Below are 16,494 nucleotides of genomic sequence, written 5' to 3' on the forward strand. Positions count from 1 at the left end.
AGCGCCTCTTCTTTGGTGACTTGCTTCTGGCGCCGCAGAAGAAAACGAAGTTTCGGCGTAGCCAAAGTTACCCCGCCGCCGGGCGGGACTCCCGGCAATGCACCGAGCCGAGCACGCTCTCCGCCAAATCAAACCAAACGAAGCTCGTAGGGTGGGGTGAACGCCAACGCCCCCCGCGCTGACGCTGGGGTTCGCGCAGCTCATCCCAGCCTACCGAGTCAGCGCTCCTTGCGCCCCGCCGCCGGCAACGCCCTCAACACAACACACCCGACAACGGCGTCACCTCCCCTCCATCGCCGCCCCCTTCGCCGCTGCCACCGCCTTCACCGCAGCCAGCCGCTCCACCGTGTCCGGATGGCTGCGCAACCACGCCGTCCCGCCCGGCGCATCGTCCGCCTGGATGGGGGTGCTGCTGCCGTGCAGCTCGCCGCAGCGCCGGGTTCTTGATGTCCCGGTTGACCGTCCGGGTATACCGCCATCCACACGCACCGCTCGCGGCGCAGATCTCCCCAGGTAATGACGCGAACTGTCGATGCACAAGCGCCGCATTTACCGTAGGCTGCGCTCCGGTGGGCTTTGCTGTCGATGAGTCCAAGTCGGTACTCCCACAGGGGACTTGCACCCCATAAGTTCGCGCCCATGCTGGGCGCACACCCTTCCATAGAGCGGGACGTCCACAAGCGGGCTTCGCCCACTTTCTTTTGCCGCTCATGTTGAACGTTAGGCCTCACAAACAAGCCATGGCAAAGTCCACTGCAGCAATACGCGTTTTCGGCGACGACCTCAATCCGGATGAGATTACAAAGCTTCTCGGCTGTGAACCAACAAAGAGCCATCGGAGAGGCGATCTGATATCTCCAAACCGAGGCAATCAACGAAGGAATGGAATGTGGTGCCTAACCGTTCCAGATGCTGAGCCTGAGAACTACGAAGAGCAGGTCAATCAGCTACTGGCGGGCCTCACACCAGATCTGAGTGTTTGGCATCAGCTTGGTCAACGCTTTGAAGTCGATCTTTTCTGTGGCTTCTTCATGGACAACAGGAATCAAGGGTTCGTTCTCTCAATTCGCACGCTCGCGGCACTAACGGAACGTGGCATCACGCCAGAGTTTGATGTGTACGCTCCAACACCTGAGGAAGAGGCGGAGTATTGGGCAAAGCAGGACACCGATGCGTTGGCGAAATCGCGCGATGACTAACCCTTCATTTTAGCGGACCGCCTCCGGCGTCCGTTCACTTTCACGTTGCGCGTCCGCCTGCTGAAGTTTGTCGGTCGTTCATTCCGTCAAGGGCAAGACCCGCTACCAGCCGGCACCGTCGCTGCGAGCCGAAGACTGGAGCTGCGGCGCCCTCATCGCGCTGCCGCCACCGGCCACGCACTTCGGCGACGCGACGCCGGCGGCGCTGTAGACGGCCCCAGCTGGGCTGCCTGGGCTCGGCGGGCTCAGCCGGCGCCGCTGCAAGCAACCGGCCTTCATGCAGGCAGCCCCGACCATGGCGCCACCAAGGGCAACGACCTCGCCGAGCATGAACTCCAGCTCGACGCCACACGCTCGGTGCGGCGCTGCTTCCAGGTCAGCCTTCGCTGAAGGTGATGCCGGGGTGCTTGTCGTCGTAGAAGGCCAGGCGGCCGGCCAGCGCGGCGTGCTCGTCGTAGGGGGTCTCGTAGGACCAGACGGCGTCCTTCAGCTGCCGGCCGCCTTGCGCCACGCTGTAGTAGGTGGCCTCGCCCTTGAAGGGGCAGGTGCTGCGCGTGTCGCTGGGGGTCAATTCGACCTTCACGGCCTCGCGCGGGAAGTACAGGCGCGGCGGCGCGCCGGTCTCGTCGACGCGGATGACATCGTCCGACTCGGCGACGACCTGGCCGTCGATGCTCGCGCTGACCTTGTGCGCGACGCGTGTCTCGGCGACGGTGTGCTCGGGGTGCTCACGGTGACCGGGGGAGGCGCTCATGACAGGCCCCTGGAAAGGGTCGAGAGGGCCGGCACGCGCAGTGTCAGCGCGGCCAGGCTTTCATGCACGACGTCCTTGTCCTGCTCGCTGGCGACGACGGCCGCCACGCTCGGGTGCAGCGCCTTGCGCAGGTAGCCCAGCAGCCTGGGCGCGGCGATGACGTGCAGCACGCCGTAACGCCCTTCCTGCAGGGTTTGCGCCAGCCGTTCGGCAATGCGTGCGGCAAAGACCTGCGCGTGCTGGTGGCGTTCGGAGTCCGCTGCCGAGACGGTGGCCTGGGGCGCGGTGCCGCCGCCAGCACGCCGACCGTGCGGGCCGTGCTTCATGTCGGCCTCGCGGGCGTGGGCGTCCGGGTCGGTCAGGGCTTCCACCGCGATCAGGTCGCCGCCCTCTTCGGGTTGCTCAAGGATGCGGGCGATGGCCTCGTCGGCCACCAGGGTCCATGCTGTCTTCATCGGGCATTCCTTTCATGGAGGGAATGTCACCCGGCAATCGACGTTCCTAGTCGTGGAGTGAAGACAGGAACTGCTTGAGCTCCGGCGTGCGCGGCGCGCTGAAGAGTTCGGCCGGCGGGCCGATCTCGTGCACGCGGCCTTGGTGCATGAAGATGACGCGGTCGGCCACCTTGCGGGCGAAGCTCATCTCGTGCGTGACCATCAGCAGCGTCATGCCCTCCTCGGCCAGGCTCTCGACGACGCGCAGCACCTCGCCCACCAGCTCCGGGTCCAGCGCCGACGTGATCTCGTCGCACAGCAGCACGGCGGGCTCCATCGCCAGCGCCCGGGCGATGGCCACGCGTTGCTGCTGGCCGCCGGAGAGCTGGTCGGGCATGGCGTTGAACTTCTCGGCCAGGCCGACCCGCGTCAGCAGCTTGGCCGCCTGCTGTGCAGCGTCGTTGTGCGTGCGCTTCTTGACCAGCGTCGGCGCCAGCATCACGTTGCGGCCGACGCTGAGGTGCGGGAAGAGGTTGAAGCCCTGGAAGATCATGCCGACCTGCTGGCGCAGCTCGCGCATGGCCATCGCGCTCTCGTAGAGCAAGGGCTTGCCGTTGACGGTGAGCGCGCCGTCCTGGAACTGCTCCAGCCCGTTCACGCAGCGCAGCAGCGTGCTCTTGCCCGAGCCGCTCTTGCCGATGATGGCGATGACCTCGCCGCGCTTCACATCCAGGTCGATGCCCTTGAGGACCTCGTTCGAGCCGTAGGACTTGCGCAGCGCGGTGATGCGCACGATGGGGTCGGCGTGGACTTCAGCGGCCATGGAGCTTGCCTTCCAGATGTTGAGCAAAGAGGCTGACGGGGAAGCACAGCGTGAAGTACAGCAGCGCCACGCAGCCGAAGACGAGGAAGGGCTTGAAGCTGGCGTTGGCGATCATGCTGCCGGCCTTCGTCAGCTCGATGAAACCGATGACCGACGCGAGCGCCGTGCCCTTGATGACCTGCACGAGGAAGCCCACCGTCGGCGCGATGGCCAGACGCCCGGCCTGCGGCAGGATGACGTGGCGAAGCTGCTCGCCAAAGCTCATGGCCAGGCTGCGCGCCGCCTCCCACTGGCCCTTCGGCACGGCGTCCACGCAGCCACGCCAGATCTCGACGAGATAGGCGCTGGTGTAGAGCGTTAGCGCGAGTGCGGCGGCCGTCCAGGCCGACACCTCCAGCCCCAGCAGCGCCAGCCCGAAGTAGGCGAGGAAGAGCTGCATCAGTAACGGCGTGCCCTGGAAGAGCTGCACATACAGCGAGATGCCCAGCCGCGTGCGCTTGCCCAGGCCCAGGCGCAGCGTCAGCAGCAGGCCGCCCACCAGGCCGCCGCCGACGAAGGCGATGGCCGATAACGCCACCGTCCAGCGCAGCGCCAGCAGCAGGTTGCGCACGATGTCCCAGAGCGTGAACTCGATCATGACGCCCTCCTGCCGAAGATGAAGCGCGGGCCGGCCCACATCAGCAACTGGCGCGCGGCGATGGACAGCGCCAGGTAGCAGAGCGTGGCGATGATGAAGGCCTCGAAGGCGCGGAAGTTGCGGCTCTGGATGAGGTTGGCGGCGTAGCTCAGCTCCTCGGTGGAGATCTGCCCGCAGACGGCCGAGCCGAGCATGACGATGATGATCTGGCTCGTCAGCGCCGGCCACACGCGCTGGAAGGCCGGCGGCAGCACGACGCGCATGAACACCTGCACGGGGCTGAGCGCCAGGCTCTGCGCCGCCTCCCACTGCCCGCGCGGCGTGGCCTGAATGCCGGCACGCAAGATCTCGGTGCCGTAGGCGCCGAGGTTGAGCGTCATGGCGATCAGCGACGCGGCCTCGGGCGACAGCTTCACACCCGCCGCCGGCAGGCCGAAGAAGATGAAGAACAGCTGCACGATGAAGGGCGTGTTGCGCAGCAGTTCCACGTAGGCGCCCAGCACGCGCCGCAGCCACGCCGGCCCACTGGCGCGCGACCAGGCGCCGAGCGTGGCGATGACGAGGCCGAGCGGCGTGGCGATCAGCGTGAGGCCCAGCGTCCACGCCAGGCCCTTGAGCAGCAGCGGCCATTCGGCCAGCACGGCGAGGAAGTCGAAGGTGATCATGGGGTGTGGCTTTGCGACGCTGCGCCGGTCTGGCCAGGTTCGTTTTTGAACACAGCCACAGAGGCACAGAGCCACAGAGAGACCTTCATCCCGCTGCCTCTTTGCCTCTGTGCCTCTGTGGCCTTGTTTGGGTTTTCACATCACAGCGGCAGGTCGCCGGTGCTGCGGCCCAGCCATTTCTTGGACAGCGCCTCCAGCTCACCCGCTGCCTTGGCCGCCGCGATGATGGTGTTGACCTTGGCCAGCAGCGCGTCCTCGCCCTTGGCCACGCCGACGTAGCAGGGGCTGTCTTTCAACAGCAGCTTGTATTCGGTGTTCAGCCCCGGGTTGCGTTGCATCAGGTTGCCGGCCACCGCCGCGCTGGTGGCCAGCAGCTGGGTCTGGCCGGCGGCGAAGGCGGCAATCGTGGCGTTGTTGTCCTCGAAGCGCTTGTATTCCAGCGTGGCCGGCGCGACCTTGGCCAGCTCCTGGTCTTCCATCGCGCCGCGCGTGACGGCCACGCTCTTGCCGCCCAGGTCGGCCCAGGTCTTGATGGGCAGGCTCTTGGCCGCGAACACCGCCTGGAAGAACGGCGCGTAGGCCGCGCTGAAGTTGATGACCTTCTCGCGCTCCGGGTTCTTGCCCAGCGTGGAGACGACGAGATCGGCCTTCTTCGTCTGCAGGTAGGCGATGCGGTTGGCGCTCGTCACGGGCACCAGCTCCACCTTGGCGCCCAGCTTGGCGGCGATCAGCTGCGCCACCGCCACGTCCAGGCCCTGCGGTGCCATGTCGGGGCCGACGAAGCCGTAGGGCGGGTAATCGGTCGGCACGGCGATCTTGATCGTCTTGCTCTTGGTGATGCTGTCCAGCGCGGTCTGGGCCTGGGCGCCAGCGGCCAGCAGGCTGAGGGCCACGATCAGCAGGCGGCGGGTCAGGGACGAGTTCATAGCAGGGCTCCTAGATAGGCGGGTTCAGCAGGATCGAAGGCGACGGAAGTCGCAGAAGAAGGCAGCGGCGCAAGGGCCTCGCGCAGCCGTTGCAGCGGGTCGGTGTCGGCAGGCAGGCGCAGTGCGGCCTGCACGCTCGCCAAGTGCTCGGCCATCAGCGCCTCGGCGCGGGCGCTGTCACCGGCGGCCAGCGCGGCAACGATGGCGACGTGGTCCTGGCAGGACAGCGCCGCGTCGTGGGAGGACTGGTAGCGCATGGCGATCAAGGTGGTGCGCGCGGTGAAGTCGCGTAGCGTGTCGGCCAGCAGGCTGTTGCCCAGGCATTCGGCCAGGCAGACATGGAAGTCGCCCAGCAGGAAGCTGCGCGTGCCCACGTCGTCGCCCTGCACCGCCGCCTGCTCCTGCTGCAGATGCAGGTTGAGCCGCGCCAGGGCGTCCTCAGGCGGGCGGCCCTGGCCGCGGATCAAGCCGAGTTCGATGACGCGGCGCGCCTCAAAAGCCTCGCGCGCCTCGTCTGGCGACGGCTCGATCACGTACCAGCCGCGCCGCGCGCTGACCGTGACGATGCCGCGCGCCGCCAGCCGCGTGAGCGCCTCGCGCACGATGGTGCGGCTGCAGTCGAACAGCATCGCCAACTGCTGCTCGCCCAGCCGCGCGCCGGGCGCGAGTTTCTGCGCGAGCACCGCTTCGACGATGCGCTGGCTGATGTCTGCGGCGGAGATGCCCATGCCGGGCTGTTTGCAGCTTCCATGCCAACGCTCATCCGCCTTGTATGCAAGATTTGCGCACAAGTTTTGGGCGGCGCGGCCAGCGGGCGGCACCAGCACGGTGCCTGCAGCCCCAAGCCGCGCCACCAAAGCCGCGCCAACCGCAAGGCCTTACTCATGCAACTAATAATGTTGCATGAAATCAAGCAGCCAGCTGTCGGATGTCCTGCACGTGCTCCTGCACATGGCCGAGGGCGACGGCCCGGCCACGTCCGCGTCGCTCGCAGCGGCAATGCAGACCAACCCCGTCGTGCTGCGCCGCCTGATGGCGGGGCTGCGCGAGGCCGGCCTTGTGGCGTCGTCCAAAGGCCACGGAGGCGGCTGGCTGCTGAGCTGCCCGCTTGACCGCATCACGCTGCGCGACGTGCACGAGGCGCTCGGCGCACCGGCCTTCGTGTCGCTCGGTTTTCGTGAGGACCGGCCCGAGTGCCTGGTCGCCCAGGCGGTCAACGAAGCCCTCGGCGCCGCCGTGCAGGACGCCCAGGCGCTGCTGCTGGAACGACTCGGCGGCGTGACGCTGGCCGCGCTGTCGCAGGACTTCCACCACCGCCTGGCGCGGCACCGCGCCGGCGCACCCCACCGCCTTGAGGAGCACCTCCATGCAGATTGATTTCGCCGTCATCGGCGGCAGCTTTGCCGGCCTGTCCGCCGCGCTGCAGCTGGCGCGCGCCCGCCGCACCGTGCTGGTGGTCGACGCCGGCCAGCGCCGCAACCGCTTCGTCGACGACGCCGGCCTGACCTCGCACGGCTTCATGTCGCAGGACGGCCGCGCACCCGCCGCCATCGCGGCAGAAGGCAAGGCGCAGCTGCTGCGCTACCCGTCGGTGCAGTGGCTGGACGGCACCGCCGACGAAGCCCGCGTGGATGCGGATAGGCGGCTGGCGTTCCGTGTCGGCAGCACTGCCGTCAGCGCCGGTCGACTCGTCCTCGCCACCGGCGTGCGCGACCTGCTGCCGCCGGTGCCGGGGCTGGCCGAGCGCTGGGGGCGCAGCGTCTTCCACTGCCCCTACTGCCACGGCTACGAGCTGGAAGCCGGCGAGATCGGCATCATTGCTGCCACGCCGCTGGCCCAGCACCACGCCGTCATGCTGCCCGATTGGGGCCGCACGACGCTCTTCCTCAACGGCGTCTACACGCCGAGCGGCGAGGAGCTGGACGCCCTCACCCGGCGCGGTACGCGCATCGAGCCCACGCCGGTTGTTCGCCTCGAAGGCGAGGCCGACGTGGTGCTGGCGGACGGCCGTGTGCAGCGCATGAACGGCCTCTTCACGCAGCCGCGCACGCTGATGGCCAGCGCCGTGGCGGAGCAGCTCGGCTGCGCGATGACCGAAGGGCCGATGGGGCCCTTCATCCAGGTCGGCCCGACGCAGGAAACCAGCGTGGCCAACGTCTTTGCCTGCGGCGACGCGGCGCGCGCGGCCGGCAGCGTGGCGCTGTCGGTGGGAGACGGCGTCATGGCGGGCTTCGGTGCCCACCGGTCGACGATGTTCTGAGATCAGCCTCTTCGCGCGGCCTCGATGGCCGCGATGTCTATCTTCTTCATCTTCATCATGGCCTCGAACACGCGCTTGGCCACGGCGGGATCGGGGTCGGTGACACCCGAGGTCAACGCACGCGGCGTGATCTGCCAGGACAGGCCCCAACGGTCGCGGCACCAGCCGCACTGGCTCTCCTCGCCGCCGTTGCCGACGATGGCCGCCCACAGCCGGTCGGTCTCGGCTTGATCGTCCGTCGCGATCTGGAAGGAGAAGGCCTCGCTCTGCTTGAACGCCGGGCCGCCGTTGAGGCCGATGCAGGGAATGCCGCAGACGGTGAACTCGACGGTCAGTACGTCCCCCTCATGGCCATCGGGGAAGTCCCCCGGCGCGCGGTGTACGGCGCCGACGCTGCTGTCCGGGAAGGTCTTGGCGTAGAACCTGGCTGCGGCTTCGGCGTCGCCTTCGTACCAGAGGCAGACGGTGTTCTTGGGCGTCATTCGTTGCTCCTTTTCAGCGGTTCACAAGGTTAGGCCGCCACGGTTCGCCACGCGCGATGCAATCGCAACAATCAGCAATCATCAGTGACCGGGCGAGGCCATCAGCGTTGCGAAGTACTTGGCGTCGCCGGTCTTGTAGAGGCTGTACCAGGCGGAGAGGATGGCGTCGTCATAGACATCCAACGCGGCAAACACTTCCCGGGCGAACTCCAGCGGGCTCATGGCCGACGCCGTGATGAGGTTGCCCGCCCTCACAGCCGGCTTCTTGCGATAGAGGGCTGCGCCTGAGTAGCCGGTGGCGGCGATGTAGTCGGCGGAGTTGCTGGTGTGCGGCACGTCGTCCAGCAAACCCGCGCGCGCCAGCCCCGCCGTGGCGCCGCAGATCGCGGCGACCGGCACGCCCTGGGCCAGGAACTCCGCAGCCAGCAGCGTGGCCTTCTTGTTTTTCTTCTCGTCCCAGGCCATGCCGCCGGGCAACACCAGCATGGCGCTCCTGTCGGGACTGAGCTCACTGAAGCTCAGGTCCGGCACGACCCGCAAGCCGCCGATCGTCTTGACGGGCTTGCCGGTGGTGGACACGCTCCTGACCCTGAACCGCCCGGGCGTCTTCTGGAACTGCGGGTTGTTCAGGCCGGCGATCAGGTAGCCGTATTCCCAGTCCGACATCGTGTCGAAGACGAAGAGATGGACAGTCGACTTCTTCATGGGATGCACCCTCCAGGGCCAGTCGCCACAATCCGTGGTCGGTCCACCCAGCAATCAACGTTCCCACATGCGCCTGCTCCTCGTCGAAGACGACCCCATGATCGGCGAGAGCCTTCGCGAGGCGCTGCGCCGCCAGGGCTTTGCGGCCGACTGGGTGCGCGACGGCCAGGCGGCCGACGCGGTGCTGGCCAGCGGCGAACGCTTCGACGCCGTGCTGCTGGACCTGGGCCTGCCCAAGCGCGGCGGCATCGAGGTGCTGCGCGCGATGCGCTCGCGCGGCGATGCCACGCCGGTGATCGTGCTGACGGCGCGCGACGCGCTCAGCGACAAGGTGGCGGGGCTGGACGCCGGCGCCGACGACTACCTCGTCAAGCCCTTCGAGCTGGACGAGTTGCTGGCCCGCCTGCGCGCCCTCGCCCGCCGCCAGGGTGGCCGCACCGACTCGGCGCTGACCGTGGCGGACCTGCGCCTGGACCCGGCCACGCGTGAAGTCACGCGCAGCGGGCGCGCCGTGCTGCTGTCGGCCCGCGAGTTCGCGCTGCTGCAGGCGCTGCTGGAGCGGCCCGGCGCCATCGTCTCGCGCGCCCAGCTGGAGGACCGCCTCTACGGCTGGGGCGAAGAGCTGGAGAGCAACGCCATCAGCGTCTACATGCACCAGTTGCGCAAGAAGCTGGGCGCCGACCTGCTGCACACCGTGCGCGGCCTCGGCTACTACGCCGGTGTGGAGAAATGAGGCCCCTCGTCCAAAGAGTACCTTGGCCGGTCCCCCTGGGGGACGGCGATGCTTGCGGCATTGAGCCGCAAGCACATCACCTGACGGGCCGGCTTGGGAGCGGCCCGGCGCTCGGCCCGCAGAATTCACCACGCCATGGTTAAGCGGCTGCTCACCACCCTGCGCGGCCGCCTCTTCGCGCTGCTCGCCGTGCTCGGCGCCGTGACGGCGCTGGCCGTGGCAAGCGCCACCTACGTCAGCGTGCGCGCCGAGGCGGATCAACTCTTCGATTACCAGCTGCGCCAGACGGCGCTGTCGCTGCGCGACCAGGGCCGCGTGGAGAGCGCCGAGGCCGCCGCTGCGCTGGCCGACCCAGGCCTCGACTACGTCGTGCAGATCTGGTCGCTGCAAGGGCTGGAGCTGTACTCCAGCCGACCCCAGGGCATGAACGAGCCGCTGCCGGCACGCGCGGTGCTGGGCTTCTCCAACCTGCGGCTGGGTGGGCAGGACTGGCGCGTCTTCAGCGCGGCCACGCCGCTGCGCGTGGTGCAGGTGGCCCAACCGCTGGCCGTGCGGCAGCGCCTCGCCGCACTGGCGGCGCTGCGCAGCATTGCGCCGGTGGCCATCGCGCTGCCGCTGGTGGCGGCGGCCGTGTGGTGGCTGCTGGGCGTGTCGCTGGCGCCGTTGGCGCGTGTGACCCAGGCCGCGCAGCTACGCGGCGCCAACGCGCGGGACGCCCTGCCCACGGCCGGCCTGCCCGGCGAGGTGGCGCCGCTGGTGGACGCCTTCAACGCGCTGCTTGTGCGGCTGGCCGAGGCCTTCGACGTGCAGCGCAGCTTTGTCGCGGATGCCGCCCACGAGCTGCGCACGCCGCTGACGGCACTCAAGCTGCAGCTCGGCCTGCTGCGCGATTCGGAACCCGGCGCGCAGCAGGACGAATCGATTGCCCGCCTGCGCGGCGGCATCGACCGCGCCGTTCACCTCGTCGAACAACTGCTTGCCCTGGCCCGCGCCGAGCCGGGTGCGGAAGCCGCCCTGCAGCCCCTGGACCTGGCAGAGCTGGCCCGCCAGGCCGTGGCCGATGTGCAGCCGCTGGCCGACAAGGCCGGCGTGGCCCTCACGCTGACGGCGCCCGACGCGCTGCCGCTGACCGGCGACCCACAGGCGCTGCGCGGGGCTTTGCGCAATCTCATCGACAACGCGGTGAAGTACGGTGCCAGAACGGTGCAAGTGAGCGCATTGCACGGCGCCCAGGGTGCGCCACTGCTGCGCGTGGACGACGACGGCCCCGGCATCCCCGCCGATCAACGCGAGCGCGTCTTCGACCGCTTCCAGCGCGGCGAGGGCGCAACGGTCGAAGGCAGCGGCCTCGGCCTGGCCATCGTGCGTGCGGCGGCGCGGCAGCAGGGCGCGAGCGTCACGCTGGCGGCCTCGTCTTTGGGCGGGCTGCGCGCGGAGATCGCCTGGCCGTCCTGACGCTGTGTGGGTCTCCACGCTGATACAGCGCCCCACGCAACCCGCGCCACTGTCCCTTCACGCCCGCCCGTTCAACCGCTGCAATAGCGGCATGAACGAACTGCTGCCCCTGCTGACCTACTGCACGCTGATGTCCGGCACGCCCGGGCCCAACAACATGATGCTGGTGGCCAGCGGTGCCCACCACGGCTACCGGCGCACGCTGCCGGCCATCCTGGGCATCAATGTCGGTGGCGCGGTGCAGACCTGGGTGACGTGCCTGGGCCTGGGCGCGTTGTTCACCGCCTGGCCGGCGTTGCACGCCGCGCTCAAGCTGGCCGGCACGGTCTACATGCTGGTGCTGGCCTGGAAGCTGGCCGGCAGCCCGGCCGCGCAGGACCGGCGGCCCGAGCAGGTCAGCTTCGCGCAGGCCGCGCTGTTCCAGGCGGTGAACCCCAAAGCCTGGGTCAAGGCCATCACGCTGGCCTCGGTCTTCATGCCGACGGGGCTGGACGTGATGACGGGCGCGCTGCTCGTCAGCCTCGTCGGCGCGGTGGTCGGCTTCCCGTGCATCTCGATGTGGGCGCTGTTCGGCGCGTGGATCGGCCGCTTCCTGTCGAGCCCGGCGCGGCGGCGTGTGTTCAATGCCATCATGGCCGCCTCCCTGGCCGTGCTGGCTTTGATGCTCCTCCGTTGATCGCTCGCTGATGTTTTCTCTCGACCGCGATTCCCCCACCCCGCTGGCCGACCAGATCGAGCAGCGCCTGCATGCGCTGATGGTCAGCGCCCAGCTGCCGCCCGGCGCGCGGTTGACGTCCATCCGCCAGCTCGCCGTGCAGTTAGGCGTCAGCCCCAACACCGTCGTCACGGCGTATGACCGCCTCGTGGCCGCCGGCCTCATCGACTCGCGCGGCACGGCCGGCTTCTTCGTCGCCGACAGCCCTGCCAACGCCATGCCCGACGCCGTGCGCGTGGAGGCCGGCGAGGAGCAAGACGCCGTGTGGCTGGCCCAGCAGGCCAACGACCAGAAGGCGGGCGTGCTGCTGGCCAGCAGCGGCGCCTTACCGGCCATCTGGCTGGAAGACGCCATCCCCGTCGCCGCCGTGCAGCGCGGCCTGGCGCGCGCCACCGCCGGCATGGCCTCGCGCTGCCCGCCGCAGGGCCTGCCCGAGCTGCGCGAGCGCATCGCCACGATGCTGCGCAGCCAGGGCGTCGCCGTCGACGCCGGCCGCTTGCTGACGACCTACGGCGGCACCCACGCCATCGACCTGATCTGCCGCGCCTTCTTGCGCCCCGGCGACTCGGTGGCCGTGGAGACGCCGGGCTATTTCCTGCTCTTCGACCGCCTGCGCCAGGCCGGCGTCAACATCGTTCCCGTGCCGCGCCGCCATGACGGCATTGATCTCGACGCGCTCGACGCCGCCTGCGCCCAGCACCGGCCGCGCCTGCTCTTCATCCAGAGCGTGCTGCACAACCCCACCGGCTGGGGCAGCAGCGCCGCCAATCTGCACCGCGTGCTGATGCTGGCGCAGCGCCACGACCTGCTCATCGCCGAAGACGACGTGCAGGGCCATTTCCACCCGGGAACACCGACGCGGCTGGCGCAGTTATCCGGACTGGAGCGCGTCATCTACTACTCCAGCTTTGCCAAGGCGATGAGCCCCGCGCTGCGCCTGGGCTACATGGCCGCGGAGCCGGCGCTCATCAAGGCACTGCTGCGCGAGAAGATCCTGTCGGTGCTGACGACGGCGGCGCTCAACGAGTTCGTGCTGCTGGAGGTGCTGGCCGCCGGCCGCTGGCGCAAACACCTGGAGCGCCTGCAGCAGCGCCTGGGCACGGCGCGCGTCAGCGCCGCACGCCAGCTGCGTGAGGCCGGCGTGCTGCTGGAGCACCCAGGCGAAGGCGGGCTCTTTTTGTGGGGCGCGCTGCCGGCGGGGGTGGACGTGGACGGCGTCGTCAAGGAGGCCTTCCGGCGCGGCATCCTGCTCGTGCGCGGCGCCACCTTTGCGGCGGACGGCGCGGCCAGCCCGCACATCCGCTTCAACGTCGCGTTCAGCCAGCAGCCGCGGCTGGCGGAGTTCCTGCACGACCAGCTCAGTGCCGCGACGAGTACACGCCTGGCGCTGGAACGGGCGCGCGGCGCGGTCAGCGGCTCACTGCCGGGCGGCGCCGCCGCTGCCAGTCCTCGACGGCACTGACGACGCCCTCCCAGGCGCGCCGGTCGTAGGTGACGGCGGCAAAAAGGTTGTCCTTGCTGGGTTGCTGCCGCGCGGCGCTGGCCGCCAACTGCTCCAGCGATTCACGCGCGGCGGCCGCGCAGCCGGCCAGGTCGGTGAAGTTGGAGGCCACGCGGTGGAACAGCACGCCGCGATGCAGTTCAGTGGCCTTCAGCGACGGCGCCTCCACCGCGCGCATAAAGACGCGCGCCCGGCCTTCGCCGAGCAGCTCAACGCAAAGTTCACGGCGCCAGCCGGTCAGGGTCTGCTCCGAAGTCAGGGTCGGGGGGGCTTCATCAATTTCCAGGGTCATCGCGCGAGTCTGCCCTAGGCGGCGTGACGCTTGGCCGGGGGATGTATCGCGATGCGTCACCCGAGCACTGCAAGTTGCGCTCTGTTGCTCGGCCGCCGCAGCGGACGACCGCTTCCCCGCGCGGGCAAGTTCGGCCCGCATTGATGGAAGCGACACTGTCAACATCCTTGGATTAGGGATAAAAGATGGCCCGAGGTCCCGGCTCTGTTCAGGCCGGCTCAGGCGCCTGGCAGACCACCCATCAAGGCGCCCATCCAGGCGCCAGGCTGCGCCGATCTCGCCAACCCGTCGCAAGGAGGCAGACTTCATGAAGCAGTTCCACCTGATGAGCCTGGCTGGCAGCGTCGCGCTGCTGGCCGCACCGCCGGCGCTGTCCGCGCAGAAGCTGGAGCCCGTCGTCGTCATCGGCACGCGGGCCAGTGTCGAGTCCGCCGCCGAGCGCAAGCGCCGCAGCGAGGACATCGTCGACGGCATCCTCGCCGAGGAGATCAACCGCCTGCCCGACCTCAGCGTGGCCGATGCAGTGCAGCGCATCGCCGGCGTGCAGATCACGCGCGACCGTGGCGAGGCCTCGGTTGCGGCGGTGCGCGGGCTGGTGCAGGTCGAGACCACCTTGAACGGTCGCGAGCTGTTCACCGCCGGCTTCGGCCGCGCGCTGGACTACGCCGACCTGCCCAGCGACATGCTGGCCGGCATTGACGTCTACAAGAGCTCGGCAGCCTCGCGCATCGAGGGGGGCCTGGGCGGCTCGGTGGATCTGCGCACGCGCCAGCCGTTCGACTTTCGCGCGCCCACGCTGGCGCTTTCGGCGCGCTATCTGCAGGGCAGCCTCGTGGACAAGGGCGCCGGCCAGTTCTCGCTGCTGTATGGCGGCCGCACGGCCGTGCCGGCGGGCGAGGCGGCGGTGCTGGTGAACCTGGTGCTGCAGGACCGCGCCTACCGCGAGGACCAGAAGGGCACCAATTCGCCCATGCTGTGCAGCGCGCGCGCCGCCTCGGGCTGCCGGCTCGATCTCGTGCCGGGCGAAGACACCGTCGTCCCCAGCGGCAGCAGTGAAAGCACCAGCTTCGGCCGCCGTCGGCGCAGCGCGGCCAGCGTGATGCTCGGCTGGCGGCCCGGCCCAGCCTGGGACCTGTATGCCGAGGCTCATTTCGCGGAGCTGCACACCCGGCAGGACACGCAGCAGGTCAACATCGGCCCGAACTTTGCCGCCGGCAGCAGCTTCGACCCGGCCAGCGTCTCGCTGTTTGCCGGCAGCCACGACGTGCAGCACATCACCTGGACCAACACGCCGGTGTCCCTCCTCGGCTTCGCGCGCGACACCGTCGACCGCACGCGGCAGTTCGCCGCCGGCGGCGCCTGGCAGGCGGGCGAGCTGCGGCTGAGCGCCGACCTCAGCCACACGCGCAGCTTCAACAACCTGTTCTTCTCCGGCCCGACGCTGGCCGGCACGGCCGCGCGCTTCACCCACGACCTGGCGGCCACGGTGCCGAGCACCTCGGTCGAAGGCAGCGACTTGGCCGCCCCGGCCAACCTGCGCTACGTGTCGCTGGCCTATCGGGTGCGGCCGCTGCGCGGCAGCCTGCTGGCCGGCCGAGTGGACGCCGAATGGCAGCTCGACCACGGCGCGCTGGAGCGCGTGGCCATCGGCTGGCGGCATGCGCGCCGCGAGGCCGGCAACGCGCCCAACCTGATCTTTGGCGACATCGCCGTGCCCGGCACGCCCGCAGCCACCCAGCCGGGCCGCACCGCCGCCTACCCCTACTCGCCCTTCCTCGACGGCCGCGCCAGCAGCGTCGAGGGTTATCTGACGGACACGCTGGCCGACGCGCGCGACCCGGTCGCGCTGCGCCAGGCCTTCGGCATCACGGCGGCGCTGCCCACGGCCGGCGGCCCGCTGGGCGTGTGGCGCATTCGCGAGAGCACGCAAGCCGCTTACGCCGAGGCGGGCTGGCGGGCCCCGGCGCTGGCCCTGGATGGCCGCGCCGGCCTGCGCCTGGTGCGCACGCGCTCGACGCTGTCGGGCAACCAGAGCGTGCCGTCGAGCGCCAGCATCCAGCCGCTGGACATCGACACGACGACGAACGACTGGCTGCCCAGCGCCAGCCTGCGCTGGCGCGTGGGCGGGCCCTGGCAGCTGCGCGCGGCGGCCTCGCGCACGATCACGCGGCCCGACTTCAACCTGCTGTCGCCCTCCATCACCTTGACGCCCAACAGCATCAACCCCCAGCTCAACCAGGGCACGGCCGGCAACCCGGCGCTGCGGCCGCTGCGGGCGAGCAACGCCGACCTGGCCGCCGAGGGCGATTTCGGCGCCGGCCACTCCGCCTCTCTGACGCTGTTCTGGAAGCGCGTGGACGGCTTCGTCGCCACGCTCAGCCAGGCCGAGATGCATGACGGCCTGTCCTACCAGGTGAGCCGCCCCTACAACGCGGATGCCGGCCACATCCGCGGCGCCGAGCTGTCCTACCAGCGCTTCCTCGACTTCCTGCCCGGCGCCTGGCGCGGCCTGGGCCTGCAGGCCAATGCTACCTTCGTCGACAGCAGCACCTACGACCGCACGCTGCGTTCCGATGTGCCGATGCAGAACCTCTCGCGCCGCAGCGCCAACCTCGTCGGCCTGTACGAGCAGGGTGCCTGGTCGGCCCGGCTGGCCTGGAACTGGCGCAGCAGCTTTCCCAGCGGCACGGTCAGCGTCGTCGGCCTGGGCGCGCTGCAGGCCACCACGCGTGGCTACGGCTGGCTGGACGCCTCGCTGCGCTGGCGCATCAGCGACCGGCTGACTTGGTCGCTGGACGGGGGCAACCTGCTGGGCACGCTGCGTCGCTCCTATTTCGGCGTCGAGACGCGGCCGCAGAACGCCTGGGTCAACGACCGCCAGATCGGCACCAGCTTGAGCCTGCACCTATGAGA

General features: G+C 69.5%; 19 protein-coding genes. 9 read left to right on the forward strand and 10 right to left on the reverse strand.

The features are described from left to right. Positions 1–740 precede the first annotated feature (740 nt). Together ABIS05_RS07200 and ABIS05_RS07205 are read left to right on the forward strand one after the other, a co-directional pair. Entirely contained in the window at positions 741–1,199 is a 459-nt protein-coding gene (locus ABIS05_RS07200) for a DUF4279 domain-containing protein (protein WP_348011507.1), read from the forward strand. A gap of 67 nt (positions 1,200–1,266) precedes the next feature. Then, positions 1,267–1,410 carry a hypothetical protein gene (locus tag ABIS05_RS07205; protein ID WP_348011508.1) on the forward strand — a complete coding sequence of 48 codons (144 nt, stop codon included), beginning with the start codon at positions 1,267–1,269 and terminating at the stop codon, positions 1,408–1,410. 165 nt (positions 1,411–1,575) lie between these two features. Here the strand turns inward: ABIS05_RS07205 and ABIS05_RS07210 are convergent, their stop codons facing one another. From ABIS05_RS07210 to ABIS05_RS07240, 7 genes are all read right to left on the reverse strand, one after another. Further along, a complete protein-coding gene (locus tag ABIS05_RS07210; protein ID WP_348011509.1) occupies positions 1,576–1,953 on the reverse strand; it encodes a DUF427 domain-containing protein in 378 nt (125 codons plus the stop codon). Further along, positions 1,950–2,408 carry a host attachment protein gene (locus tag ABIS05_RS07215; protein ID WP_348011510.1) on the reverse strand — a complete coding sequence of 153 codons (459 nt, stop codon included), beginning with the start codon at positions 2,406–2,408 and terminating at the stop codon, positions 1,950–1,952. The genes ABIS05_RS07210 and ABIS05_RS07215 overlap by 4 nt, the downstream gene beginning before the upstream one ends. A gap of 46 nt (positions 2,409–2,454) precedes the next feature. Further along, positions 2,455–3,210: an amino acid ABC transporter ATP-binding protein gene (locus ABIS05_RS07220; protein ID WP_348011511.1), complete on the reverse strand. Its 756-nt coding sequence runs from the start codon at positions 3,208–3,210 to the stop codon at positions 2,455–2,457. Next, positions 3,200–3,847: an amino acid ABC transporter permease gene (locus ABIS05_RS07225; protein ID WP_348011512.1), complete on the reverse strand. Its 648-nt coding sequence runs from the start codon at positions 3,845–3,847 to the stop codon at positions 3,200–3,202. Before ABIS05_RS07225 ends, ABIS05_RS07220 begins: the two co-directional genes overlap by 11 nt. Then, positions 3,844–4,512 (reverse strand): amino acid ABC transporter permease, encoded by a 669-nt coding sequence (locus ABIS05_RS07230; protein ID WP_348011513.1) that lies wholly within the window; start codon positions 4,510–4,512, stop codon positions 3,844–3,846. The genes ABIS05_RS07225 and ABIS05_RS07230 overlap by 4 nt, the downstream gene beginning before the upstream one ends. A gap of 140 nt (positions 4,513–4,652) precedes the next feature. After that, on the reverse strand, positions 4,653–5,438 hold the full coding sequence (locus ABIS05_RS07235) for a transporter substrate-binding domain-containing protein (RefSeq protein WP_348011514.1): 786 nt from the start codon (positions 5,436–5,438) through the stop codon (positions 4,653–4,655). Beyond that, on the reverse strand, positions 5,435–6,166 hold the full coding sequence (locus ABIS05_RS07240; protein ID WP_348011515.1) for a GntR family transcriptional regulator: 732 nt from the start codon (positions 6,164–6,166) through the stop codon (positions 5,435–5,437). Before ABIS05_RS07240 ends, ABIS05_RS07235 begins: the two co-directional genes overlap by 4 nt. A gap of 175 nt (positions 6,167–6,341) precedes the next feature. Between ABIS05_RS07240 and ABIS05_RS07245 the strand changes: the two genes are divergently transcribed. Both ABIS05_RS07245 and ABIS05_RS07250 read left to right on the forward strand, forming a co-directional pair. Next, the gene (locus tag ABIS05_RS07245) at positions 6,342–6,815 is read left to right on the forward strand and encodes an Rrf2 family transcriptional regulator (RefSeq protein ID WP_348011516.1); all 474 of its coding nucleotides are present in this window, start codon (positions 6,342–6,344) and stop codon (positions 6,813–6,815) included. Further along, positions 6,805–7,698 (forward strand): NAD(P)/FAD-dependent oxidoreductase, encoded by an 894-nt coding sequence (locus tag ABIS05_RS07250; protein WP_348011517.1) that lies wholly within the window; start codon positions 6,805–6,807, stop codon positions 7,696–7,698. Before ABIS05_RS07245 ends, ABIS05_RS07250 begins: the two co-directional genes overlap by 11 nt. A gap of 2 nt (positions 7,699–7,700) precedes the next feature. On the opposite strand, the gene ABIS05_RS07255 is transcribed toward ABIS05_RS07250, so the two are convergent. Further along, the gene (locus ABIS05_RS07255) at positions 7,701–8,180 is read right to left on the reverse strand and encodes a VOC family protein (protein WP_348011518.1); all 480 of its coding nucleotides are present in this window, start codon (positions 8,178–8,180) and stop codon (positions 7,701–7,703) included. Between the two features lie 81 nt (positions 8,181–8,261). After that, the gene (locus tag ABIS05_RS07260; protein WP_348011519.1) at positions 8,262–8,885 is read right to left on the reverse strand and encodes a type 1 glutamine amidotransferase family protein; all 624 of its coding nucleotides are present in this window, start codon (positions 8,883–8,885) and stop codon (positions 8,262–8,264) included. 67 nt (positions 8,886–8,952) lie between these two features. Between ABIS05_RS07260 and ABIS05_RS07265 the strand changes: the two genes are divergently transcribed. The 4 genes from ABIS05_RS07265 (at position 8,953) to ABIS05_RS07280 (ending at position 13,250) form a co-directional block, all read left to right on the forward strand. Then, the gene (locus ABIS05_RS07265; RefSeq protein WP_348011520.1) at positions 8,953–9,618 is read left to right on the forward strand and encodes a response regulator transcription factor; all 666 of its coding nucleotides are present in this window, start codon (positions 8,953–8,955) and stop codon (positions 9,616–9,618) included. 135 nt (positions 9,619–9,753) lie between these two features. Then, positions 9,754–11,073: an ATP-binding protein gene (locus ABIS05_RS07270; RefSeq protein WP_348011521.1), complete on the forward strand. Its 1,320-nt coding sequence runs from the start codon at positions 9,754–9,756 to the stop codon at positions 11,071–11,073. 91 nt (positions 11,074–11,164) lie between these two features. Further along, positions 11,165–11,749 carry a LysE family translocator gene (locus ABIS05_RS07275; protein WP_348011522.1) on the forward strand — a complete coding sequence of 195 codons (585 nt, stop codon included), beginning with the start codon at positions 11,165–11,167 and terminating at the stop codon, positions 11,747–11,749. Between the two features lie 10 nt (positions 11,750–11,759). Next, positions 11,760–13,250: a PLP-dependent aminotransferase family protein gene (locus ABIS05_RS07280; RefSeq protein ID WP_348011523.1), complete on the forward strand. Its 1,491-nt coding sequence runs from the start codon at positions 11,760–11,762 to the stop codon at positions 13,248–13,250. Here ABIS05_RS07280 and ABIS05_RS07285 read toward each other — a convergent pair. Beyond that, on the reverse strand, positions 13,198–13,581 hold the full coding sequence (locus ABIS05_RS07285; protein WP_348011524.1) for a hypothetical protein: 384 nt from the start codon (positions 13,579–13,581) through the stop codon (positions 13,198–13,200). The two genes, ABIS05_RS07280 and ABIS05_RS07285, sit on opposite strands and share 53 nt — an antisense overlap. Positions 13,582–13,888: 307 nt before the next feature. Here ABIS05_RS07285 and ABIS05_RS07290 point away from each other — a divergent pair, with 307 nt between their 5' ends. Further along, positions 13,889–16,492: a TonB-dependent receptor gene (locus ABIS05_RS07290; protein ID WP_348011525.1), complete on the forward strand. Its 2,604-nt coding sequence runs from the start codon at positions 13,889–13,891 to the stop codon at positions 16,490–16,492. Positions 16,493–16,494: the final 2 nt, after the last annotated feature.

Origin of the sequence: Roseateles sp., from assembly GCF_039929605.1 — a bacterium.
Classification (GTDB): domain Bacteria; phylum Pseudomonadota; class Gammaproteobacteria; order Burkholderiales; family Burkholderiaceae_C; genus Pelomonas.